Origin of the sequence: Clostridium autoethanogenum DSM 10061, assembly GCF_001484725.1 — a bacterium.
Lineage (GTDB): Bacteria > Bacillota > Clostridia > Clostridiales > Clostridiaceae > Clostridium_B > Clostridium_B ljungdahlii.
The window spans coordinates 1604870-1627012 of record NZ_CP012395.1; the positions used below are offsets into that span (position 1 = coordinate 1604870).

The window sequence follows — 22143 nt, forward strand, 5'->3', positions numbered from 1 at the left end:
TTTCTAGGAGAGTGATCTTTAATTGTGAAGAAGTTTTTTAATTCTAAAAACACTTCAGATCTTATTTATGTACAAAAGTTATCCGATGATAGATATAATTTGCCCTTAAATAAATCTCTTTCAAATAATTTAAACGTATTGCACGAATTATTTTCAAATTGTGCTGATGTTGTTTACCATAAATTTGTTATACATTCAATGAAATGTTCCTGCGTACTTATTTTTATAAATGGACTTTCGGATATAAGATCAATTAATGAAAGCATATTACCTTCTATCATGAATATTAAAGAGGTTACTGAAAGTGATTTAAAATGTGATCATACTGTAGAAATAATTAAAGAATATTTTCTTGAAATTGCAAAAATAAGTGAAGTATCAACTATTGGGCAAATTACAAATGCTCTCCTAAATGGAAATACCATACTTTTACTAGATAGTGATGATATCGCTTTAGAAATAGAAACACCCGGATGGAAGGAAAAAAGCGTATCAGACACAGATGTTGAAAAAGTTATAAGGGGACCAAATGAAGGATTTACGCAAAATATTTCCACCAATATATCTCAACTCAGAAGAAAAATTAAATCTTCAGAGCTAAAATTTGAAGATTTTACAGTAGGGAAACAGACACAAACAAAAATAAGCATTACCTATTTGCAGGGAATAGTAGATAACAATATTGTTGAAGATGTAAAAAAGAGACTTTCCAAAATAGACATAGATTCTGTTTTAGAAAGTGGATATATAGAAGAACTGATAGAAGATACACACTACACATTATTTCCCCAAATTCAGCACAGCGAAAGGCCAGATAGAGTTGCCGCTGGGATTTTAGAAGGTAGGATAGCACTCTTAGTAGATGGTACTCCTTGTGTTTTAATACTTCCTGCTACTTTAATTCAATTTTTGCAAACTAGTGAGGATTATTATGAAAGATATACCACTACCATATTTGTGCGTTTCATAAGGTTAATTTTCTTCGTAATTTCACTGCTGCTTCCTGGATGTTTTGTTGCAATTATTTTATATCATAAAGAAATGATTCCTACACCTTTACTTATTAGCATTATGGGAGCTGCCCATGGAGTTCCTTTTCCTATTTTTATTGAAGCACTGTTAATGGAAACAGCTTTTGAAGCACTTAGAGAAGCAGGCATCCGTCTTCCTTCACCAGCTAACCAAACTGTAGGCATTGTTGGTGCCCTTGTCATAGGTGATGCAGCCGTTAGAGCTGGTGTTATCTCTCCTATTATGGTTATTGTTATAGCCATTACAGCTATAGCTTCTTTTAGCATTCCATCTTATGATATGGGCTATGCCATTCGTATTTTACGTTTTTCCATGCTGTGTTTAGGAGCGTTTTTAGGCTTATATGGAGTTCTGTTAGGTATTATTGTACTTTTAATTCACTTATCATCATTAAGCTCCTTTGGTGTAAATTATCTTTCTCCACTAGCACCTTTAAATTTAAAGGAACTCAAAGACATTTTAATAAGATTCCCCTGGCCTCATATGAAATGTAGGCCTCATTTTGCCAATAATAATAATTTGCACCGGCAAAAATCATCCTATGAAAATGGAAAAGACGAGAAAGGATAATAAAATATGAAGTATAAATCAACGTTATTTTATATTTTGCTCTTTATATTTTCAATTTCACTTTATGGCTGCAGCACGGATAAAAGTGAACTAAACGAAATTAGCCTTGTAGTGGGCATGGGTATTGATAAGATGTCCAGTGATAACTCCTTTGTTGTAACATTAGAAATTATCAACCCAAACAGCACAAAAGACGGCAATAATGGATTAAAAAAAGAAAATAATTCTATTATACAAACAAGCACAGGAAATTCTATTTTTGATGCAATTCAAAATTTTTCGAAAAATAGTTCTGCCCTGCTGGACTTTTCACATGCTAAAGTAATCATTTTATCAAAGGAATTATGTGAATCACAATCAGGAGTTTCTGAAGTAATGGATTATTTAAATAGAAATCGTCAAATACGAAGTACTAATTGGATTCTTATTTCAAATAAACCAGCTAAAGAAATCTTAAAAGGCAAAATTCTTAATGAAGCTTCAATTTCAAATGGCATAAACACTATGATGAGTTTATTCGAAAGAAGCGGATCTATTGTACCCATGACCATAAATAACTTTATTATAGAATCAAAAAAGGAGTCAAATTCAGCCTTTGCTCCTGTAATTGATATAGAAAAATCAAAAGATAGTACCGCTCCCAGAATTACAGTGGAAAAGATGGCTATTTTCAAAAACAATCGTTTAATAGGAATACTTACAAGTGAGGAATCTAAAAATTTTTTCTGGATGGCAGACTATACAAAAGGCCATACAGATATATTTCCCCTTAAATCAGCTAAAAATAATATAAATATAACCGCCAGCGTTTTTAAACAATCCACTCAAATAATTCCTCACTTAACTGAAGAAGGTTTTAACATGGAAATTCGATGTAAAGGCAGTGCTTTTATTGAGCAGGCAGAAAATATCGATATTAGTCCTGAAGATGTGTCTAGATTTGAATATGCTATTGAATCTGTACTAAAAGATGAACTAAATAAATTGATAACAAAGTCACAAAAAAATCTAGATACAGATTTTATTGGTTTTTCAACAAAAATATATAATAACTATCCAAAGAAATGGTTTAATATAAAAAAAAATTGGGATAAAATATTTCCAAATATGAAATATGAAATTAGTTTTGAAATTAAATTAACTAATATAGGAATAATTAAAGATCCTGTTATGAGAAATGAGGAGGAAACAACTAAATGACCGCAATTGTAATTATCTTAGCAATTCTAATAGTGATGCTTGAGGGAATATTTCTAATAAAAAAAAATATGTGGAAAGAATTTCTATGTACTGTATTTTTACTTATGATGTCTTTGTTTTTTCAAATTGGTAAAAATTTAGGTATCCCAGGTCCTATAAATTTAATAGAAAATTTATTTAAGCCTATTGGCAAAACATTTTTAAATAGGTTATAAATTTCACATTGAGGTGAATAGATATGCGTGAAAAAGAAATTATCACTACAAATCAGTTTATATGGATGCTTTTTTGTATCATTACATCTTTCAGTGGACTACAGGTAATTAGACTGCTAATTTTTCAAGCAAGAAGGGATGCCTGGTTGTCTGTAATTCTAGCCTGGATTTTAGATGTACTCCTTGCTGTTGTCTATGCTTACATGGGCATAAGATTTCCAGGCCAAAATATGGTACAATACAGCATAACTATTTTAGGTAAAAAATTAGGTAAAATTATAGGAATATTATTTCCTATTTTCTTTTTACTTGTATCTGCTATACTGCAAAGATCACTGAGTATAATTCTTAACATAGTATTCTTTCCAAAAAATTCATCAGAACTACTTCTTATTTCCTCTTATCTTGTAATTTCATATGCTGTTTTTAAAGGAATAGAAGTAATCGGAAGAGTATGCGAAATTTTGGGTCCCTTCTTTTTGTTTGCTCTTATTTTATTTTTTTTATTTGCTATACCAGATATAAAGTTAGATAGACTTAAACCTCAGCTGGAAGCTGGCTTATACCCAGCTTTAACAGGCACTCCTCTGATCTTATCCTTTATAGGAATATGTATTATTATGGGAATGTACATTCCCATTTGCAATCATCCAGAAAACGGATTTATCGCAAAATTTACTGCAGTTAGTTTAGGTACTTTGATCATCATGATGTTAGCTATAAGTGCAATAGGAATTTTTAGTTATCCACAAGCCAAAAATATGATAAATGTCAGTCTTGAACTTACAAGATTTGTTCATTTAGGTCACTTTTTTGAACGAGTAGAAGCTATCTGGCTTATGATTGTCATCGGTGCAGCTATTACATCATCTTCAGCTATGATATGGGCCTTTAGTGTTGGTATATCTCAAATTGCAGAACTAAGTACATATAAACCTCTTGTATTTCCTGCTGTACTACTTTCTTTTGTTATTGGTATGACTTCCTTTAAGAACAGCTTGCAATTAGTGAATTTTAGTTTTTATTCATACCCTCTTTTATCTATATTTGTTGGAACAGGATTAGAAATGTTTCTTTTCTTTGCAGCTTTAATCTTGAAGAAAAAAGGATAGCTTAATCATCATCTTTATCTACTATATTTTTTACTTTATTTTTATATTTACTAAAAAGATACTTTTGAAAAAAATAAAAGATTAAAAAGCAGGTTAAAACTAAAAATATTCCTATAATAATGGAAATAAAATTATTGAAACCTATTCTATCCATACTTATGCCTCCCCTCTTACAATATATTTCCCAATATTATATATTTCATTAATCTTATAAAGTCTCTAAATAAAAAATCAACTTATACAATATCATATAATGACAAATTTCATCATCATAAAAACTTTTAATAAGTCTAAAGCTTGGCATTTTGAAAACCTAAAGGAACTTAGATAAACTCGTACCTCAAACACATCTAAGTTTCTAAGGTTTTCTAAAATGCCAAGCTAAGACCTATTTATAAAAGTTTTTAAGTATGATTTCAATTTTGTCATTATATTTCATGTATAACTTTAAATTTCAATTAGAAACCTCGTATATTGCAGCTTAAAAATCAACTTATGTGCAGGAATATTTTTCATTTAGAAACTTTATATTTAATGCTTCTTTAATTGTTCTTCATAAACTTTTTTTATTTTCTCAATAATACTATATTCATTGAAACTTCTATCATAAATACTAGAGACTTTCATTATCCCCATAATGCTGTTAGTTAAAAAAGCACTATCTGCCAACATTAAATCCTCCTTACTGAACTCACCTTCAGTAACATTAAAGTTATTTATTATGAACTTTCTTACTGTACCCTCAAGTAATCCACATTTTTTAGATGGAGTATATATTTTTTTATTCTTTGTAAAAAACACATTAGATACACTTCCCTCTGATAATTTATCCTCTGTATTAAAAAACAGCACCTCATCATATCCCTCATCAATACATTTTTCATGTTCCAATATATTTTCTAAATAATTTAAAGATTTTAGGTATGTAAGCTGAGAAAATTCATTTCTCCTAACAGAACTTATTTTAACTTTAAAACCTCTTTTATACTGTTCCTCAGTATAATTGTTCTTTCTAGTATTGAACAACGTATTTTCCTCTGTAACTACTAACTTCAGCACGCAATTGTTACACTGAAGCTTGTTAACAGCATCCATAACTTCGTCTTCAGTAATTTCTTTATCTATTCCTATAATAGAAAGACCTTTATTTATCCTATATAAATGATTTTCAAGAAAAAGTGGTTCATTGTTTACAAGCATAGTTTCAAAAAGTCCTCTTCCAAAGTAAAAGCCGGTGTCTAAAAAAACTTTATCATCTTCTACCATCTTACCATTTAAGAGCATCATAGCTGCTATTCACCCCTTTATAATACTTTCATCAAAGCTCTAGCCTTATCAAGTGTTTCATCATATTCTGCTTCATCATCAGATTCCCAGGTAATTCCTCCACCAACACCTAAATAAGCTTTTCCATTTTTTATAAGTATAGTTCTAATAACTATATTTAAATCCACATTGCCATCAAAACCTAAATATCCTATGCATCCTGTATAAATGTTTCTTCTAGTAGGTTCTAATTTTTCAATTACCTCCATAGACCTGATTTTAGGTGCACCAGTTATAGAACCACCTGGAAAACATGCTTTTATACAATCTACTGCTGTATACTCATCTTTTAATTTTCCTAAAACAGTTGATACCAAGTGAAATACTGTACTATATTCCTCTAATTTAAAAAGTTCTGTTACCTTTACAGAATGAGGCTTGCATACCTTGCTTAAATCATTTCTCTCTAAGTCTACAATCATTAATAATTCAGATCTATCTTTTTCACTATCTATAAGTTCTTGTCTGTTTTTTAAATCCTCTTCTTTATTTTTACCTCTAGGTCTTGTCCCTTTAATAGGTCTTGTTTGAACAAGGTGATTTCTTATTTCTAAAAACCTCTCCGGTGAAGAAGATACTATACTAAAATCTTCAACATTCATTAATGCAGCAAATGGTGCTGGATTAATATGCCTTAAATCTTTATATACTTCATAAGGATCTTTTTTTGTCTCGCAGCAAAACCTTTGAGTTAGATTTGTAATATAAATATCCCCATTTCTTATAAACTGTCTGACCTTTTCTACAGTTTCTATATATTCCTCCCTGCCAAAGTTTGATACAAATTTTGTATCACTATCATTTACTTTTCTATATTTAATTTTATGTCCTTTAGATATTTTACTTTTTATTTCATTAATGCTATCTTCTTTTTGCTTTAATATACCTAAAGAAGTAATATAGGTCTTCTTTTTTAAGTTATCTACTATTACTGCATTATCATAAAAATAAAAATAGCAGTCAGGTATTTTTACTTCTTCTATAGTCATAACAGGAAGCTCTTCTATAGTTCTCCCTATATCATAAGAAAAATATCCCATAGCCCCAGCTATATATGGAAGTTCTGTATTATTTTCAATTTTGTACCTTGCAATAAGTTTTTTAAGTTCGTCAAAAGGATCGCCATTAAATTCTTTTTTATTTATAGTACAAATATTATTTTCATATTTAAAAGTAGTAAAAGAGTTTAATCCTATAAAAGAGTATCTGCCTAAATCTTCAGCACCCATGCCGCTATCTAAAATGGTAACTGTTCTGTCTCCCTTAAACAGCGAATAAATATCAAAAGCATCTAATTCTGTTTTTATTTCTTCAATGAAGAACTTCATATAATTCCCCCTTACTAAACATTCTTGCTTCTTCTATAAAATTCTTAAGCATTTCATGTCCGCATTCTGTGAGTTCTGCTTCAGGATGAAATTGTACTCCTTCAACAAGATACTTTTCATGCCTAACGCCCATTATAACTCCATCTGAAGTTTCACAGGTTATATTAAGACACTTAGGAAGTGTTTTCTTTTCTATTACTAATGAATGATATCTTGTAACCTCTACAGGATTTTTGATTTCTTTAAATACTCCTACATTTTTATGATGGACTTTAAATATTTTACCATGTACAGGCTCCTTACCCTTTATTATATTAGCACCAAAGGCATACCCGATACATTGATGTCCAAGGCATATACCTAAAATAGGAATTTTCCCACTAAATCTTCTAATTATATCTACACAAATGCCCGATTGCTCAGGTGACTTAGGTCCTGGAGAAATTATAATTCCCTCTACATGCATTTTTTCCACATCTTCCAATGTTAATTTATCATTTCTACAAATCTTAACCTCTTCATTTAGTTCTTCTAAATACCTTACCAAGTTGTATACAAATGAATCATAATTATCGATCATAAGAAACATGAATTTTCACTCCTCGGCATTAATTTATATTTGTTTTTAACCTTATTCATTTACATTTCGGAACAATTATCTTTACAATTTTCACTAATTCCGCCATAACTCTTTTGGTTAGTTTAATAAGTAATCAGCAGTTCTAATCAATTACCTCCCTTATCAAGTGATTCTTAGGTTCAGGTTAAGTTTGCTTATAAGGAATACCTTTTCTCCATCTAAACCTTAGAAGAACTTATCCAGGCGCGTAGCAGTGCTTATCCCCCCACTTTGAAGAAGCTAGGGGTGTTAGCAATGGTAGCGATCGGATAAAATATTTTTATTATATTTAAAAATAAAAAAGCACATAGCGCATTTAATTTATCCAATGTTATCATCCGCAAACAACTCGCCTGCTTTACAAAAGCTGCAAGTTTTATGCTGTGTATAAAGAACTCTTTGGCTTTAATCCATTAGAGTTCTTATGTACATAGGTTTGCTAAACCCTGGATAAGTTTTATACACTATATGCCTTTATTTTTAAATTCTATTATTAATAAAAGATACTAACTAAAATCTTAAATTTCTATAAGTAAGTATATCACATTTCAATAAATCATATCAATAATGACAAATTCCAATTAGATTACTGCTGTCAATATTAGTTATTATAGGTTAGGAATCTCATTTAATAAGTTTCTCTAAGTATACTGATTCGATAAGTAATTAATTTTATTTTATACATAACTTTTTCTGAATATAAGGCTGTATAATTGGTTATCACTATATAATGGAGGTGATTATATATGACAAACATAAAATATAATAAAACCCCTCATATTAAATTTAAACATTCTAATGATAAATTTAATATGGAAGCCGCAAGGGAATTAGGAATTGATTTCCCTAATTTTAATCAAACAACCTCAAAAATTATATATGCTTATGAGCTTGGATTAAACGATAGGCTCTAATCTTATCTGCACTTAAAAAATCAAAATAAAAGGATGGCGATATTTGTCCATCCTTTTATTCTTATCTTTGAGGGGATATCAATTATATCAATTATGTACTACACTTTATTGTTTTCATTTTTGCTAAGTCTATTTTTCTTAGGACACTTATAATTATATTAGTTATTTGTTACAATTTAATGTCCTATAAATAAAATAACTATTTATTTTTTGAACACTATGTAAACAATATAAGAACTCTTGATAATATTATCCAGTTACTTCTTTTATTTATAGTATAATAATTTGAATTTCGTACATTCTATTATTATAAGGATATCAATGTATTAAAGCTACTAAATGTTTAAGTTTTAGATAAACCAGAATATTCTTTCTTCAATACGTTGATAATTACCTTTATGCTGGGGATGATGAATCCTCAGCATTTAAGTAATTTATGGTTAATTTTGTATAGTAATATTATTTTCTTTCATCTAAAACTTCTTTTAAAGCATTAACTCCATTTATTGCTGAAGGGAAACCTGAATAAACTGTCATAAGCAACATAATTTCTTTTATCTCATCAGCAGTTACCCCAATATTAAGCCCTGCGCCAATATGAAATTTTAATTGTGGTTTGGCATTACCCAAAGCAGTTAATGCAGCAATCGTAGCAATTTTCCTATAATTTTTACTTAGATTATTTCTTGTCATAATATCTGCTTGACCATATACTATAAATTTAACTAGATCCGGTGAAAATAAGTCCAATCCGTTTCTGGAATATATGTCTCCAAAAGAGTATTCAATCATATACTTTACCAAGTCAGGACATATATCACTTAAACTATTTTTTACCTCTTCACCTGCTTTTCCATCAATCTCTTGTAATTTCTTATATCCTCTTTCCAATCTATTTTCCTTTTCCATTGATTTTTTCCTCTATCCCACTATAAATTTGAACTTTTCTTGCAACATAATCTCTTGCTTCGAATAATTTCTCGATTTTTTGTTCTATAAACTCTAAATGTTCTTTCATAATATTTTTTCTTTCCGTAACCGTCTTATCTCCCATATACCTTAACCTAGCATATTCTTTCATCTTATTTATATTCATTCCTGTTGCCCTAAGTCTATTTATCATCTCAAGCCATTTCAAATCCTGTTCACTATAAATTCTCTTTCCTGATGAATTTCTTTTCACATCTATAATTAACCCAATACTTTCATAATATCTAAGGGTATGTGGTTTTAATTTAGTTGATCTTGATACGTCGTTTATTTCCAGCTCCAACATAAAATCCCTCCCAATAACAAAAATCATAGCACTTAAAGTGCACTTTAAGTCAATAACAAAATGAAAACTTTTTTAGAATTCATTACTTCTTTTCCATATAAAAATAGGCGTCCTAAATAACGGACGCTTATTTTTATATACTATGCTTATGCACTGACAACCTTGTTACGACATTTTTTAGCTTCATATAAAGCTTCATCTGCAGTCTTAATAAATTGTTCAATAGATAACATATCAGACGGAATAACAGTACAAATTCCTAAACTAATGGTAATATAATTAGAAATAGAAGAATACATATGCGGAATAGCTAATTGCTCAACCTTTTTTCTCAATTGTTCTGCAAATTCCAGCGCACTTTCTTTTTCCATATGGGTAAGTACAACAGCAAATTCCTCTCCCCCATATCTGGCAACAGTATCTGAGGAACGCCTTGCAGAAGATGAAAGTACCCTTGAAACTTGCCTTAAACAATCATCTCCAGCTTGATGACCATAACTATCATTAAATGCCTTAAAAAAATCAATATCTATCATAATTAATGACAGTGGTATAAAATAGCGTTTGCATCTATCCCATTCTGCTTCTATTGTTTTATCAAATACAAAACGGTTGAAGATACCTGTTAAACTATCAATTTGAGAAAGTTTTTCTAATTTTTGATTTACCCGCTTCAATTCATCGTTTTTTTTCTGTATTATTTTTCTATTATTAAAATCATCTACTTGATTTTTATATCTTATACATGATATCATCCAGGATATTATTAAAAAAGTAGTACTATTAATACAGTTTGCCCACAATATATCACTGGATTTCTGAAAATATGGCAGGAAAAAAAGAAATGGTAAATGGACAATCAAATACATAAGCAATAACGTAATTGGTTTAAAAATCGGAGTTACAGCAATTGCTATAATTGATATGGCATATACAATAATCTGTCCAGAAGATAACTGATCCAATAAAGATATACCTTCACACCAAAATAGTATCATGATTGTAAAAGATACCGAAGCAACATTAATACCCGTTTCATGTTTAGAAATGTTATTTTCTAATTTAACAAATATCAGTAAATACACCACCATTACTAAAATTAGTAAAGTATACATAGTCGCATAATATATATGGGTTCTTGGTGGAAAAATATTTTTCCCTATAGTAAACAAAATTACAAGCTCTGCAGCCTCTATAACAATGAAAGTTACTGCCGTAATTTTTCCCCTAGTTAAATTAATCTCATTAATATTTACAACAAATTCTTCTTTGTGCTTGTCCAGTACTGATGCCAATATAAAACTTCTTATCAATCTGAATATTTTAAAAAACATCTTTTTTCACCTTTATTTGAAAGATTTTTATATCATAAACAGAGTTCTTGGCATCAGATGGAGTTTTTGACTCCACCTGATGCTTATTAACAGGATTCTTAGTGCTTTAGCACTTAGAAGGCGTTATCCTTTAGGGAAAATCGTTATCCATGGACGTAGCTACTCTTTACTCCCACTTGGAAAAGGAGTATTAGAGCAGGTAGTCATCGGATAAACTACTTTTATCAATTAGCGTACAAATAAATTATATCATCATTTATAAGAATTTTCTCCTACTATTTATTCTTCTTTTATCCATACTTATCAATGTTAACATCCTATTCACTTATTTGTAATAAAGCTGTCACAGAGCAGTGAGATTATGTGATAAATCAAAGAAATATTTAGGAGGTAATTAAAAATGTTAAAAAGGAACCTTAAAATAATATCCGCTTTAGCCCTTGTAGTATCAATTGGTACAGGGTTTACTACAGTTAATGCAGCTTCACTTTCTAGCAAGACAGCAAAATCAGTATACTGTTCTAGTAAAAACTTCAAAATGAAAAATAATGAAAATTTCTTAAAAACTAAGCTTGATCCTCTAGTAACCGCAGGTACCATCAATAAGGATCAAGAAACTGCCGCATTAAATCTTCTAACTCCTTCTAAAACTGATAAAAAATCAAATGCTCAAAATTTCTTAAAGACTAAGCTTGATTCTCTAGTAGCTGCAGGTACTATTACTCAAGATCAAGAAACCGCTGTATTAAATCTTTTCACTCCTTCCTCAACTAATACAGGAAATAAAAATACTAAAAACTCATTAAAGTCTAAACTTGATTCCTTAGTAACTGCAGGTACTATTACTCAAGATCAGGAAACTGCTATTAAGAATTTATTTACTTCTAATAAGGACACTCAAGCTAAAAAAGAAAAGTCTACAAACTCATTGAAGACTACTCTTGATTCCTTGGTAACTTCAGGAACTATCACTCAAACTCAAGAAACTGCTATATTAAATAGCAGTAGTCAAGAAAAAGCTGAAAGAAAAGCTGAAATGGATAAAGTCAAAAATATGACTCAAACTGAACGTAAAGCTTATCTTCAAAGTAAAAAAACTGCAAGAAAAACTAACTTCTTAGACTCTCTAGTAACTTCAGGCACTATTACCAAAGATCAAGAAACTGCTATAAAAAATCTACTTACTTCTAATAAAAATGCAAACATTCAAGCTAAGAAAGAAAAATTTGCAACTTTCTTAAAGACTAAACTTGATACTCTAGTAACTTCAGGCTCTATTACTCAAGATCAAGAAACTGCTATGATAAATGCTTTAACAACTTCTACTAGTAAAAGTACAAAAAATTGAAAATAGTTTTTAATAAAAAATGTAATCATTTTATATGGTCACATTTTTTATACAATTCAGCTAAGGAAAAAGAAATAGGTTTTAGGCCTATTTCTTTTTCTGGTACTTTATAACGGCTGATATGTCCTCCTTTAGATCTTCAACAGATTTCACTAAAAGATCAATCTTATTTTCAAATCTTATAAGCAAATATATACTAACTGCTATGGGAAACCCAACGGTACTGATTAAACTAACCAGATGGTCATACATAAATATCACCTTCCCTTTTGCCATTATAAATAATATATATCTATTTTAAATATTTTCCCAATTAATTGTGAATTGATTTGGCAGCTCTAATTATTTCATCAGCTGCTTCAGAGCATAATCCGGCTAAATCTTCTACATGCAACTCTTTAACTGCAGAACAATCGTAAAGAATAGTAGCATCTGCTGGAAACTCCTCATCTGCTGTCCATAGCCCAAAGGCCATAGGCACATTAGGCAATACATCAATCTTTATACCCATATCTCCAACATCAACTTTTTTTCCACCTAGTTTAAGACCAGCTTCCAAGAAAAGGTCTCCCTTATGCCCAAAAAACTCAACTAATTTATCTATACCTTTTTTTGCAAATCCCTGATAAGCATGACCAACTCCTTCTAATTCTCTAAGAGGCACCCACTTATTTGTTAAGCTGCTATTAGTAGCCCTGTATAGATAACTAAGCATAAGCATTTTTAGCATAAGCATTGTATTTATATCTACAGATGGATCTTTATCTTCATTATTCTTTAATACAATATTCCCCTCTGGATAAGAAATTAAGTATTCTTTGTTAAAACAGGTTAATGTAAATTGTTTTTTTTCAGAGTCATAATAAGCCCTACTTCTTTTAGCCACTTCTTCTGGATCATATTTAACAAATTCCTTACACATATTTTCATAACAAATCTCATAATTATTTTCCTTATTCATACTTTCACCCCTTAAATACATAATAACATATATTACTAATAGTTTTTGCCTAACTTATAATAAATACACTTGCATTTGCTAAAAATATATGATAATATTTATTTATTAATAATTTATATTAATAAAAAGGAGATGGCAAAATGGCATTTAAATGGAAAGAAGAATTCAATTTAAATATCGATGAAATAGATAAACAACATAAAAAACTAATGGAAATAGGAAAAAAAGCCTATGATATTGCAGTAATAGACGATGGGTATGATAGATATGATGAAATAATGACAATACTTGATGAACTTTTAGAATATACAAAATATCATTTTGAGTATGAAGAAAATATGCTAAAAAAATATAATTATGATCATATTCATGATCAAGAAGAAGAACATGGTTTTTATGTATATAAAATAAATGAAGTAGCTTCTAGAGAAGATATAGATGATAATCAAAAAAAAGTAATATTAGAAATTATAGACTTTTTATCTGAATGGATTAGTAACCATATTATGATAGCAGACAGAAAATATGCAGTATTTTTAAAAACTGTTTAATCAAGTTATTCTTAAACTCAGATGAAGAAAGGATTTCCTCTCTCCATCTGGGTCTTATTAACAATGTTCTTAATGTCTTTATTACCCAAGTGTATATCAACCGTTATACACAGCATACAAACGTAAAATCATACTAATAACTTTAATTTCTATTATTCCACACCTATTGACTCTCGCTTTGATGTCTTTAGATTAAACAATGATTGAACAATTGAGTAGATCACAAGACATACAGCGCCAAATACAAATGGAAATCTCATAGATGATATATTAAAAGTATTCTTAACAAAAGCAAAGAAGAAGCTTGAAACAAAACCACCTATGCTCATAAATGCAAGAGCTATAGAAATTGCAAAAGGCTGTGCTGACTGAGGCACCGGCATACCAACATACATAATTACAGCTGGCACTACAAGTCCAAATCCCATTCCAACAATAGTTGTTGCAACAGTAAACATAAAAACGCTATTCCCGTAGATCAAAATGACAAATCCTATAGCATGGAGAATCGTTCCTACAACTATGGTGTACTTTGTAGCCACATGGTATAATTTTCCAAAAACTGCGCCAGTTAACATCCCACCTATAGAGAACATAGTAAGCGCCATCGCTGCACTAGCTGAAGTCCCCAATTTATTATCAACTATTAAAGATGATATACCCGTTAACATTGGGTAATTTATTAAAGTATAAACCAGGAAAATTATTGACCATACATATACCATACCAGGCATCTTCACTTTTTCATTCTTTGCCTTTTCTACCTTTGCAGGTTCAGGTAACATGAAAATAACTACGATAAGAGATATAACAGCCAAAAGATAAGTTAAAAAGGTAGTTCGCCAGCTAATAACACATAAAAATCCTCCAAGTATCTGGAATACGATACCACCTATATTCTGAATAACACTATTGTAACCCATGAGGTTTTCTACATCTTTTCCTTGGAAAAAGTTCATAATAAGTGCTGATGGAATTGGAGATATTAAACCTACCCCAGCTCCCAATATAGCCCTCATAATAAGAATTACAACAAAGCTATTTGTAAAATAAGGGAAAGCACCACCAATGATAGTAAGAATTATTCCAATAATGGTAACACTTCTAAATGTCATAATATTACCGGCTAATTTTCCTCCTATCATTGAAAATGGAATCGTGGTTAAACATGGTAATGTAGCTATAAGTACCACTACACTAAAATCTATTTTGGGGAAAGCCTGACCTATACTTGCAAGTGCAGGAGAAGTTGCTCCTTGTGCCATAACTAGAAATGAAAAAGAAAATATTGCGAATATAGTTGCTGATTTACCTTTACTCATAACTTTAAACTCCCTTCTTCGCTCTTTGATTTTAAAAAACCTTACATATAAATTTAAAATACATCTGTCCGGAAAGCATAATTGGAATTCTATCTGGTTTGTCCATGTTTAGTGCAGCTAACATTCTTTTATCACGTACTACAGTCATCTCTTTTGGTGTCATATTATTTCACCCCCATAACTTTTTTGAAATAGAATTGAATTTTTTAAATTTTCTGTATGTATATAGTATAATATTTATACGTTTACATTTCACCATACATGATGTAGAAATTTATGATAATATTTTATACATTTATGTAAGATAAAATTTTTGTATACTAATAAATGTAAATTAAATACTCATTTATTATTTTGCATTTCTAATTTTTTATATGTTTTAAGCTTTTCTAAATTGTTTTCATTTAAAATAATTATTCTTGCTCCTTTAGCAAAGCCTTTTTTTCCGTAAGAGTTGTATCCTGTCTTACGCCCATATCCTAAAGTAATACCATTTAAATCTCCTATATAATCGTTAGTATGATCATGCCCTACCAATACTCCTTTAACATCCCCCATTTCAATAAGTGCAGAAAACAATCCACTATCAACAGCTTGTGGAGATTCTTTTTCATTTCTTTCTCCTATGGCTTTTCCACTTTGCCATACCTTATATTGCTGCTGCAGTGGAATATGAAAAAACATAAGTGATGGAATTATTTTGCCAAATTGTTTTTTGAGATCAGTTGATAATTTTTTATACCAATCTATTTGTTCTTTTCTTATATATCCATACCCTTTTATGTCGTAGCTGCCTGAATCAAGCATGTAAATGTTAAATATAGGTTTATCATTTTTAGAATTGTTGATGATAAGATTATAATCTCCTGCTCTACCAATTACACTTGAAAAGCTTTGACTAAGATTATACTTGTACGACATATACATTTTCATCTGATTTTTTCTATTTACCATACATAATTCATCATCATGATTACCTAAAACTACTGCCCAGGGGATTTTTCTATCTTCCATTGGTTTTGCAATATTTGCAATTGCCTTTTTAACTTCTTCTTTTAGTTTACAAAACCTACCGTCTATAATATCTCCAGTTAGCACAACAAGATCTGGGTGTTCAGTGTCTAATACATTTTCTATAAGCCTTATAGTTTTTTTATTTTTCAAGGAATACTCATGTAAGTCTGTAAATTGAACAATTTTAAATTCTCCATTTTGATTGAATTTTAAATTAATTTTCTGTGGAATTACTTTATACTTTCTTTTAAAAATGCCATTAAAAAAAGTTAGTATTGATTTTAATACATTATCTATCATTTTGTACCTCCATAATTAAATTTTTAAGCAAAAATAAAAGGAAGCCTTTCTGCAGATAAAGTGCTTCCTTTGTTAATATATATAATTATTTGAAATGAATTTTATATAATCCACTTTATATTTTTAAATTATGATAGGAATGTTTATTTTATTACCTATGAGATAGTCCAAATTTGAATTGAATTTGAACTACCTTATAATGTACAAATTAAAAATGTTATTTATTATCATCTTTAATAATTGGCTTTCCATCTTTATCAACCAACAATGTTAATCCCCCAGCATATCCATCATAACTAAATAAATATTCAACCCCTGTTTCTTTATCTACTATTATCTTATATCCAGCTGTAGTACCCTCTTTAAAAATTACCTCAAATCTTTTATTAGACTTTTCACCAAACATTCTTTACTTCCTCCTTTCAAGATTGAAGAAATTTACCGCTGCTCATTAATCTATAAGTAAATTATATCATTTTATACAATATCTCTCTATTACTTTTTATGACAGTTATCCGCTCTTCTCATTGATTGCCATAGTACCTTTCCCTTTTAATTGTTACTTTAAATAAGAATAGTATATAACATTACTACAAATAATATTAAAAAGAAACTTTATTAAGTAATATCAAAAATATAGGTGAGGTGTTAGTATGAGTGATAAATCTAAAGTTATAAAGGTAAAGAAAAATCCTCAGGGAGATATAACTGATGTAATGCTTGAAAATGGGAATGTATATTCAATAGATGAAGCTATAATGATGACAAAGGATGGCTTAATAGAAGGCATAAATGTTGGAAAAGCCAAAAATGGTAGAGAATATTTGAGAAGCAATCCTAATGGGGATCAAAGTGATAACCTAGACAATAAACCAATTTTTTAGCCTTTAAGTAAAAATGTGTTAAACTTTTTATCTACACTTAAATGAGAGAATATCTAAATAAGAGTAGAGTGTCTGTTATACTAATTTCTTAGTGCAATAGACACTTTATAATTATATAAAATTCGATGTTAAATATTACGAGCGGATTCTTCTTTATAATGAATGGTGTTATAATATTGTGTATAATAATTCTATTATAGAGAGGACGTGTCAAGCTTGTACATAAATGAAACAAAGGTAGTTGTTAGATATGCAGAAACTGATAAGATGGGTATAGTTCATCATTCTAATTATTATATATATTTTGAAGAAGCTAGAACACAGTTTATAAAAAAGACTGGTATAAGTTATTCACAAATGGAGAAAGACGGTATAATGTTTCCTCTAGTTGAAAGTAACTGCAGATACTTACAGGGTGCAAAATATGAAGATGAACTACTAATAAAAACTTGGATTAAAGAATTAACACCAGTTAAAGCGGAATTTAACTATTCGGTTATTAGAGAAAACGACCAAAAGGAAATTGCAAAAGGAAGCACATTACACGCTTTTGTTAATAATAACTTTAAAATAATTAATTTAAAGAAAAATCATACAGAACTATTTAAAAAATTACAGTCACTAATATAATAAAAAAGAAATTAGTTGATAATTCAAATAAAATAATTTATATAGGAATAGTGTATTTATGAAGGATGATATTCAAATTAATAAATATTTAGAAAAAGCAGAGGAAGCCTTTGAAGAGAATAAATTAATTAAAGCATTAAATTTGTATAATAAAGTTTATGAACTTTCAAATGGCGAAGATATAGATTCAATAATTAATTTAGCTTTAATATATGATACTTTTGGAAAATCAGAGAAAGCTAAGGCGTATTACAAAGAAGCTTTAGGTATAGATAACTGCGAGGAAAGAGCTTACTATGGTTTGGCTGCAATATATGATGATGAAGCAAATTATGAACAAGCTATAAAATTATACAATAAAGCTATTTATATAAATCCAAATTATCATAAGGCTTACTTTTTCTTAGCAAATGCTTACGATTTATCTGGAGAAAAGGATTTAGCAATAGAAACTTATGAAAAACTTTTAAGTTTAAATCCTACGGATTTTTGGGCAAATTTAAACTTAGGAAGTATCTATGAAGAACAAAATCAAAACGATCTTGCGTATAAGAAGTTTTCAAAAGCTTTAAAAATAGATCCAAATAATTATTTAGCTTTGTTCAACATGGGAGTAATTTGTTATAAGTTTAATATGATAAAAAAGGCCGTTGTTTTCTATGAGAGATCAATTAATAAAAACAAACATTATGAATACAGTTATTTGAATTTAGCAGTAATTTATAAATATAAAGATACAAAAAAGGGTATAGAAATTTTATCTAATGGAATTAATAATTGCAGCAAGGTACATTTTTTATACTACAACAGAAGTTGTTTTTATGCCTTAATTAATGAAGAAAATAAGGCCTGTGAAGATATAATTACGGCTTTAAAGTTATATCCCAAATTTTTAAAATATGTTTTAAAAGATGAGGAATTAGAAAAAGTAAGAAAACTAAGTTCATTTAAGGAATTTGCCTCTAAGTGACACATTCCTTTATATTACCCCATCAAAAGATAAACTACTATCCCGACGACTCCAGAACCAAGCATGATGTAAATCGGGTTCGTTTTCCATCTGCGCAGAATGAACAGACAGGTTAGAAACATGACTACAGCTTTCCAATCTACATGAGAAAATACACTCAAAGTGAATACTTCGGCATTGAACAGCGATAAAAACAACATGGACATTCCCACTGTGGCAATCAGAGAAACAATAGCCGGGCGCAGTCCTTCAAAGATTCCTTTTACAAGCGTTATGTCCCGATACTTGTAATAATAGTAGCCAACAATAATTGCTAGTACTGTCGTTGGAAATGCGCAGCCAAAAGTCGCCACAATAGCACCTGTTACTCCCGCTATTTTCATTCCTACGAATGTGGAAGCGTTCAAGGCAATGGGTCCTGGTGTCATTTGAGAAATGGTAACTACATCGGCAAATTCTTTCATCGTCAGCCAGTGATTCTGGGTGACAACCTGCTGCTGAATAAGTGGAAGGATTCCATAACCACCGCCGAAACTAAAAAGTCCTACCTGTAAGAAACTCAAAAGTAATTGCCAATAAATCATGTTTTCATCGTCTTCTTTCGTTTTTGAATGGCTGTTAAAATACCACCGAATGCACCGCAAACCAGAATAACCCATATCACATTTACACTTAGAAAATAGATTGCACAAAAGGAAGCGATCATGATAAAAATTGAAAGAGCGTTTTTCGATTTGCAGATTTCAATCCCACCGGAAATCACCACATCAGCAATAACAGCCACAATTCCCGCCTGCATTCCCTTTAGAACGGCATTTACCACTGGATTTGTTTTAAACGTCTGGTAAAAGAGTGAAACAACAGCTATAATTACCAGAGGTGGCAAAATCGTTGAGATAAGCGCCACAATTACTCCTGGAATACCAGCCAGACGGTAACCGACCAAAGCAGAAGCATCGATGGCCATTGGTCCCGGCAAAGACTGTGAAATGGCTACAATATCCAGCATCTCGTTTTCATCAATCCAGTGAAGTGTATCAACAAATTTATGCTTCATCAGTGGAACAATCACATATCCGCCTCCAAAGGTGAAAGCGCTAACTGAAAATGTTGACACAAACAGTGTTTCGTAAAACTTTAAATTTCTTTTCATCTTTTCTCCTTCACAGCTGATTAGTGGGTGTTTTTATACTTGAAGAATTTACATAATCAAAAATTAAACATCCTAATATATATTTTTATTATAGTACAAGTTCTATTCCTTCTCCATAAATATGTAAAAAATGTATTATTTTTATGATAAAGTTTCATGAAGACTCAACTATTTACAAACAAAAGAATTGATCACTTTAATCATTTAAAAAATAAAACTTTTATCTGTCATAAGTAAGCTTAAATTATCAAAAAACTTTTAGTTTCATAATCATAAATAATATTTTCGCCATATTCTAGACTTGTAGCTACACTATGAAGATGTTAAAATTTATATACGTAGCAGTATAATTTTATCAATAAAAAGGATGTGTTTGAGATTTTTAATAATAAGGATATAGAAAAATATTCATCAGCAGTTACCCTATCAGATATGGAAATTTTCATATTTCCGGAACTTCTATATAGTCTCTTGCTAGCAAACATAATGTCTCCAATTATATGGGAATGGAAAAAGGATGAATGGTTTAAGGATATTGACAAACTAAATCCATATAGGAAAATATTAAGACTTAAGCAGTATATAATGGACAATTATGATTTCAATCTGGATATTGATACATGGGGACTTACAACTAAGGAGAATGAAATAGCACGTTTTGAACCCTTTATGAATGTTGAAACAATAAGCAGAAGTAATGCCTTGTTTGGTTATGAAGGAGACAAATATTATTTTAGTATGGATATTAGACGACATTTTGGCCTTGATAAATATAACTCTAATATGATTCCTTATTGGAAGACTGAAACTGTAGAAGCAATGAATGCGTTCAAATACAAAAAGAACTATGAAAAAGGTGCAGGTGAATGTGTGTCCCTATCTACTCTTTATGCCGCTGCATTGTTTATAATATGTAAAATACCTCTTAAAGACATATACCTGCTTGCAACACCACTTCATTCACAAAATTTTGTAGATGTAAAAGGTGGAATAGTAACAAATAATAGAAGAATTGTTACTAAAAATATGTGGTTTAACGGTACTGAACTTACGGTAAAAGCTCAAAGAGCAATACGAAACGAACAGATTACAATTATTTCTCATAACACAGGTTTTGTCCATGTAGTATATCCCGAAGCAACCATAGATCATGAGGTATATATGGGCTTTGAAAAAAAGCTCAAGAAATTCCTTGTACATGACATAGATTATGAGATGTTATGCAATTTTCTTAGACAGGAGAGCCATCTTCAAAAATTCTTTCAAATTAAGCATGAGTATCATGGCGGCCACAGATATATTCCAGCTGAAAAAGCCTATGCCTATGAACATACTAGCTCTTTTAAGATCAATAAGAGTACGAGAGACAAATTGCTGTCTGAGATTGACGAGTATGAATTTTGTCAGGAACCGATACAAAATAGGATATGTCTTAATAATTTTGATGAATTCTTTAAAAAACACAAAGTAGATTTTAATGATGAGAAGGATATTATCAGTGTAATGGATGAACTTAACTGCCCTAATATGCCTTTAAAGGAGATTTTAACTTCATTATATGAATTTTGCAATATAGATCCAAGACTTCCTGGAAAGAATAAGAATTTTATTAAAGCAGAACCAATACAGTTGTCGCCAGAAATGAGCCGTGAAGATATTGTTAACTATTTAGAGTCTATTAGAGACACAAACGTTTCTGCAGATCTTGCTTTTTACGCATTAAGAGATTTTTCCAGAACCGAATGGGATCCTTTTATCAAAGCAGCCTTAGAACGAAATCCCGTTTCTATTAATATGTATGAAAACTTAAATGAAGATGAAGTTATAAATGCATTGGAGAATATGCCTAATGTATCCATATATAACGGCTCCCGAATGGCTCAACCAGATGAAGTATGCAACTATCAAATGGGAGATGGCCTGGAAAAAGCTATATGTTTAGCTAATATATTAAAGTATAGAAATAATTCTCGAAGTATATGTATTAGGGTTCTAAATGATCATGTTGAAATTAATTTTAATAACAGAATTATCAATTGGCCGTCAAATAAAGGCTTAAATGGCACTATAAAACTTTAAAGTTT

General features: G+C 30.0%; 26 protein-coding genes. 11 read left to right on the forward strand and 15 right to left on the reverse strand.

Annotated elements, in window-relative coordinates; all coding sequences use genetic code 11:
- Window positions 1–24: 24 nt before the first annotated feature.
- From CLAU_RS07190 to CLAU_RS07205, 4 genes are read left to right on the forward strand one after another with little or no spacing between them, the layout of a single operon-like run.
- Window positions 25–1602: a spore germination protein gene (locus tag CLAU_RS07190; protein ID WP_013240219.1), complete on the forward strand. Its 1578-nt coding sequence runs from the start codon at window positions 25–27 to the stop codon at window positions 1600–1602.
- A gap of 6 nt (window positions 1603–1608) precedes the next feature.
- Window positions 1609–2802, forward strand: a complete 1194-nt coding sequence (locus CLAU_RS07195; protein ID WP_013240220.1) for a Ger(x)C family spore germination protein — start codon at window positions 1609–1611, stop codon at window positions 2800–2802.
- Window positions 2799–3017, forward strand: coding sequence for a hypothetical protein (locus tag CLAU_RS07200; RefSeq protein WP_013240221.1), 219 nt, complete (start codon window positions 2799–2801; stop codon window positions 3015–3017). Before CLAU_RS07195 ends, CLAU_RS07200 begins: the two co-directional genes overlap by 4 nt.
- 23 nt (window positions 3018–3040) lie before the next feature.
- Window positions 3041–4129 carry a GerAB/ArcD/ProY family transporter gene (locus CLAU_RS07205; protein ID WP_013240222.1) on the forward strand — a complete coding sequence of 363 codons (1089 nt, stop codon included), beginning with the start codon at window positions 3041–3043 and terminating at the stop codon, window positions 4127–4129.
- A 1-nt stretch (window position 4130) separates the two neighbouring features.
- On the opposite strand, the gene CLAU_RS20715 is transcribed toward CLAU_RS07205, so the two are convergent.
- From CLAU_RS20715 to CLAU_RS07220, 4 genes are all read right to left on the reverse strand, one after another.
- The gene (locus CLAU_RS20715) at window positions 4131–4283 is read right to left on the reverse strand and encodes a hypothetical protein (RefSeq protein ID WP_013240223.1); all 153 of its coding nucleotides are present in this window, start codon (window positions 4281–4283) and stop codon (window positions 4131–4133) included.
- Window positions 4284–4660: 377 nt separating this feature from the next.
- Window positions 4661–5416 carry an aminotransferase class IV gene (locus tag CLAU_RS07210; protein WP_013240224.1) on the reverse strand — a complete coding sequence of 252 codons (756 nt, stop codon included), beginning with the start codon at window positions 5414–5416 and terminating at the stop codon, window positions 4661–4663.
- A gap of 17 nt (window positions 5417–5433) precedes the next feature.
- A complete protein-coding gene (pabB, locus tag CLAU_RS07215; RefSeq protein WP_013240225.1) occupies window positions 5434–6783 on the reverse strand; it encodes an aminodeoxychorismate synthase component I in 1350 nt (449 codons plus the stop codon).
- Complete coding sequence (locus CLAU_RS07220) at window positions 6767–7372, reverse strand: anthranilate synthase component II (protein WP_013240226.1); 606 nt, start codon at window positions 7370–7372, stop codon at window positions 6767–6769. Before CLAU_RS07220 ends, pabB begins: the two co-directional genes overlap by 17 nt.
- A gap of 776 nt (window positions 7373–8148) precedes the next feature.
- On the opposite strand from CLAU_RS07220, the gene CLAU_RS20720 reads away from it, so the two are divergent.
- Window positions 8149–8316: a hypothetical protein gene (locus tag CLAU_RS20720; RefSeq protein ID WP_023162269.1), complete on the forward strand. Its 168-nt coding sequence runs from the start codon at window positions 8149–8151 to the stop codon at window positions 8314–8316.
- Window positions 8317–8775: 459 nt separating this feature from the next.
- On the opposite strand, the gene CLAU_RS07225 is transcribed toward CLAU_RS20720, so the two are convergent.
- From CLAU_RS07225 to CLAU_RS07235, 3 genes are all read right to left on the reverse strand, one after another.
- On the reverse strand, window positions 8776–9225 hold the full coding sequence (locus CLAU_RS07225; protein ID WP_013240227.1) for a carboxymuconolactone decarboxylase family protein: 450 nt from the start codon (window positions 9223–9225) through the stop codon (window positions 8776–8778).
- Entirely contained in the window at window positions 9209–9592 is a 384-nt protein-coding gene (locus CLAU_RS07230) for a MerR family transcriptional regulator (RefSeq protein WP_013240228.1), read from the reverse strand. The genes CLAU_RS07225 and CLAU_RS07230 overlap by 17 nt, the downstream gene beginning before the upstream one ends.
- Before the next feature lie 146 nt (window positions 9593–9738).
- Window positions 9739–10926, reverse strand: coding sequence for a GGDEF domain-containing protein (locus CLAU_RS07235; protein WP_013240229.1), 1188 nt, complete (start codon window positions 10924–10926; stop codon window positions 9739–9741).
- A gap of 400 nt (window positions 10927–11326) precedes the next feature.
- Here CLAU_RS07235 and CLAU_RS07240 point away from each other — a divergent pair, with 400 nt between their 5' ends.
- Complete coding sequence (locus CLAU_RS07240; RefSeq protein ID WP_023162270.1) at window positions 11327–12274, forward strand: hypothetical protein; 948 nt, start codon at window positions 11327–11329, stop codon at window positions 12272–12274.
- A gap of 87 nt (window positions 12275–12361) precedes the next feature.
- Here CLAU_RS07240 and CLAU_RS19995 read toward each other — a convergent pair whose 3' ends face one another.
- Entirely contained in the window at window positions 12362–12526 is a 165-nt protein-coding gene (locus CLAU_RS19995) for a YvrJ family protein (RefSeq protein ID WP_023162271.1), read from the reverse strand.
- A 61-nt stretch (window positions 12527–12587) separates the two neighbouring features.
- A complete protein-coding gene (locus CLAU_RS07245; RefSeq protein WP_023162272.1) occupies window positions 12588–13235 on the reverse strand; it encodes a DUF3786 domain-containing protein in 648 nt (215 codons plus the stop codon).
- Window positions 13236–13375: 140 nt separating this feature from the next.
- Here CLAU_RS07245 and CLAU_RS07250 point away from each other — a divergent pair, with 140 nt between their 5' ends.
- A complete protein-coding gene (locus CLAU_RS07250; protein ID WP_023162273.1) occupies window positions 13376–13786 on the forward strand; it encodes a bacteriohemerythrin in 411 nt (136 codons plus the stop codon).
- A 152-nt stretch (window positions 13787–13938) separates the two neighbouring features.
- Here the strand turns inward: CLAU_RS07250 and CLAU_RS07255 are convergent, their stop codons facing one another.
- The 4 genes from CLAU_RS07255 to CLAU_RS07265 form a co-directional block, all read right to left on the reverse strand.
- Entirely contained in the window at window positions 13939–15108 is a 1170-nt protein-coding gene (locus tag CLAU_RS07255) for an MFS transporter (protein WP_023162274.1), read from the reverse strand.
- A 31-nt stretch (window positions 15109–15139) separates the two neighbouring features.
- Window positions 15140–15271 carry a hypothetical protein gene (locus CLAU_RS21335; protein ID WP_023162275.1) on the reverse strand — a complete coding sequence of 44 codons (132 nt, stop codon included), beginning with the start codon at window positions 15269–15271 and terminating at the stop codon, window positions 15140–15142.
- 179 nt (window positions 15272–15450) lie between these two features.
- On the reverse strand, window positions 15451–16422 hold the full coding sequence (locus tag CLAU_RS07260) for a metallophosphoesterase family protein (protein ID WP_029169917.1): 972 nt from the start codon (window positions 16420–16422) through the stop codon (window positions 15451–15453).
- A 217-nt stretch (window positions 16423–16639) separates the two neighbouring features.
- The gene (locus CLAU_RS07265) at window positions 16640–16828 is read right to left on the reverse strand and encodes a DUF6440 family protein (RefSeq protein WP_023162277.1); all 189 of its coding nucleotides are present in this window, start codon (window positions 16826–16828) and stop codon (window positions 16640–16642) included.
- Between the two features lie 247 nt (window positions 16829–17075).
- On the opposite strand from CLAU_RS07265, the gene CLAU_RS07270 reads away from it, so the two are divergent.
- The 3 genes from CLAU_RS07270 to CLAU_RS07280 all read left to right on the forward strand — a co-directional run bounded on the left by CLAU_RS07270 (window position 17076) and on the right by CLAU_RS07280 (window position 18906).
- Complete coding sequence (locus CLAU_RS07270; RefSeq protein ID WP_023162278.1) at window positions 17076–17306, forward strand: DUF3892 domain-containing protein; 231 nt, start codon at window positions 17076–17078, stop codon at window positions 17304–17306.
- A 216-nt stretch (window positions 17307–17522) separates the two neighbouring features.
- Complete coding sequence (locus CLAU_RS07275) at window positions 17523–17936, forward strand: acyl-CoA thioesterase (RefSeq protein WP_023162279.1); 414 nt, start codon at window positions 17523–17525, stop codon at window positions 17934–17936.
- Window positions 17937–17994: 58 nt separating this feature from the next.
- Window positions 17995–18906 (forward strand): tetratricopeptide repeat protein, encoded by a 912-nt coding sequence (locus CLAU_RS07280; RefSeq protein WP_023162280.1) that lies wholly within the window; start codon window positions 17995–17997, stop codon window positions 18904–18906.
- Window positions 18907–18920: 14 nt separating this feature from the next.
- On the opposite strand, the gene CLAU_RS07285 is transcribed toward CLAU_RS07280, so the two are convergent.
- Both CLAU_RS07285 and CLAU_RS07290 read right to left on the reverse strand, forming a co-directional pair.
- Complete coding sequence (locus CLAU_RS07285; RefSeq protein WP_023162281.1) at window positions 18921–19490, reverse strand: chromate transporter; 570 nt, start codon at window positions 19488–19490, stop codon at window positions 18921–18923.
- Window positions 19487–20059 (reverse strand): chromate transporter, encoded by a 573-nt coding sequence (locus tag CLAU_RS07290; protein ID WP_023162282.1) that lies wholly within the window; start codon window positions 20057–20059, stop codon window positions 19487–19489. The genes CLAU_RS07285 and CLAU_RS07290 overlap by 4 nt, the downstream gene beginning before the upstream one ends.
- A gap of 369 nt (window positions 20060–20428) precedes the next feature.
- Here CLAU_RS07290 and CLAU_RS07295 point away from each other — a divergent pair, with 369 nt between their 5' ends.
- Window positions 20429–22138 (forward strand): hypothetical protein, encoded by a 1710-nt coding sequence (locus tag CLAU_RS07295; protein WP_023162283.1) that lies wholly within the window; start codon window positions 20429–20431, stop codon window positions 22136–22138.
- The last annotated feature ends 5 nt before the right edge of the window (window positions 22139–22143 follow it).

Coding starts and splice junctions, on each gene's coding strand:
- CLAU_RS07195 (WP_013240220.1), top strand. CDS start 1,609: ATGAAGTATAAATCAACGTTATTTTATATTTTGCTCTTTATATTTTCA.
- CLAU_RS07200 (WP_013240221.1), top strand. CDS start 2,799: ATGACCGCAATTGTAATTATCTTAGCAATTCTAATAGTGATGCTTGAG.
- CLAU_RS07205 (WP_013240222.1), top strand. CDS start 3,041: ATGCGTGAAAAAGAAATTATCACTACAAATCAGTTTATATGGATGCTT.
- CLAU_RS20715 (WP_013240223.1), bottom strand. CDS start 4,283: ATGGATAGAATAGGTTTCAATAATTTTATTTCCATTATTATAGGAATA.
- CLAU_RS07210 (WP_013240224.1), bottom strand. CDS start 5,416: ATGATGCTCTTAAATGGTAAGATGGTAGAAGATGATAAAGTTTTTTTA.
- pabB (WP_013240225.1), bottom strand. CDS start 6,783: ATGAAGTTCTTCATTGAAGAAATAAAAACAGAATTAGATGCTTTTGAT.
- CLAU_RS07220 (WP_013240226.1), bottom strand. CDS start 7,372: ATGTTTCTTATGATCGATAATTATGATTCATTTGTATACAACTTGGTA.
- CLAU_RS20720 (WP_023162269.1), top strand. CDS start 8,149: ATGACAAACATAAAATATAATAAAACCCCTCATATTAAATTTAAACAT.
- CLAU_RS07225 (WP_013240227.1), bottom strand. CDS start 9,225: ATGGAAAAGGAAAATAGATTGGAAAGAGGATATAAGAAATTACAAGAG.
- CLAU_RS07230 (WP_013240228.1), bottom strand. CDS start 9,592: ATGTTGGAGCTGGAAATAAACGACGTATCAAGATCAACTAAATTAAAA.
- CLAU_RS07235 (WP_013240229.1), bottom strand. CDS start 10,926: ATGTTTTTTAAAATATTCAGATTGATAAGAAGTTTTATATTGGCATCA.
- CLAU_RS07240 (WP_023162270.1), top strand. CDS start 11,327: ATGTTAAAAAGGAACCTTAAAATAATATCCGCTTTAGCCCTTGTAGTA.
- CLAU_RS19995 (WP_023162271.1), bottom strand. CDS start 12,526: ATGTATGACCATCTGGTTAGTTTAATCAGTACCGTTGGGTTTCCCATA.
- CLAU_RS07245 (WP_023162272.1), bottom strand. CDS start 13,235: ATGAATAAGGAAAATAATTATGAGATTTGTTATGAAAATATGTGTAAG.
- CLAU_RS07250 (WP_023162273.1), top strand. CDS start 13,376: ATGGCATTTAAATGGAAAGAAGAATTCAATTTAAATATCGATGAAATA.
- CLAU_RS07255 (WP_023162274.1), bottom strand. CDS start 15,108: ATGAGTAAAGGTAAATCAGCAACTATATTCGCAATATTTTCTTTTTCA.
- CLAU_RS21335 (WP_023162275.1), bottom strand. CDS start 15,271: ATGACACCAAAAGAGATGACTGTAGTACGTGATAAAAGAATGTTAGCT.
- CLAU_RS07260 (WP_029169917.1), bottom strand. CDS start 16,422: ATGATAGATAATGTATTAAAATCAATACTAACTTTTTTTAATGGCATT.
- CLAU_RS07265 (WP_023162277.1), bottom strand. CDS start 16,828: ATGTTTGGTGAAAAGTCTAATAAAAGATTTGAGGTAATTTTTAAAGAG.
- CLAU_RS07270 (WP_023162278.1), top strand. CDS start 17,076: ATGAGTGATAAATCTAAAGTTATAAAGGTAAAGAAAAATCCTCAGGGA.
- CLAU_RS07280 (WP_023162280.1), top strand. CDS start 17,995: ATGAAGGATGATATTCAAATTAATAAATATTTAGAAAAAGCAGAGGAA.
- CLAU_RS07285 (WP_023162281.1), bottom strand. CDS start 19,490: ATGATTTATTGGCAATTACTTTTGAGTTTCTTACAGGTAGGACTTTTT.
- CLAU_RS07290 (WP_023162282.1), bottom strand. CDS start 20,059: ATGAAAAGAAATTTAAAGTTTTACGAAACACTGTTTGTGTCAACATTT.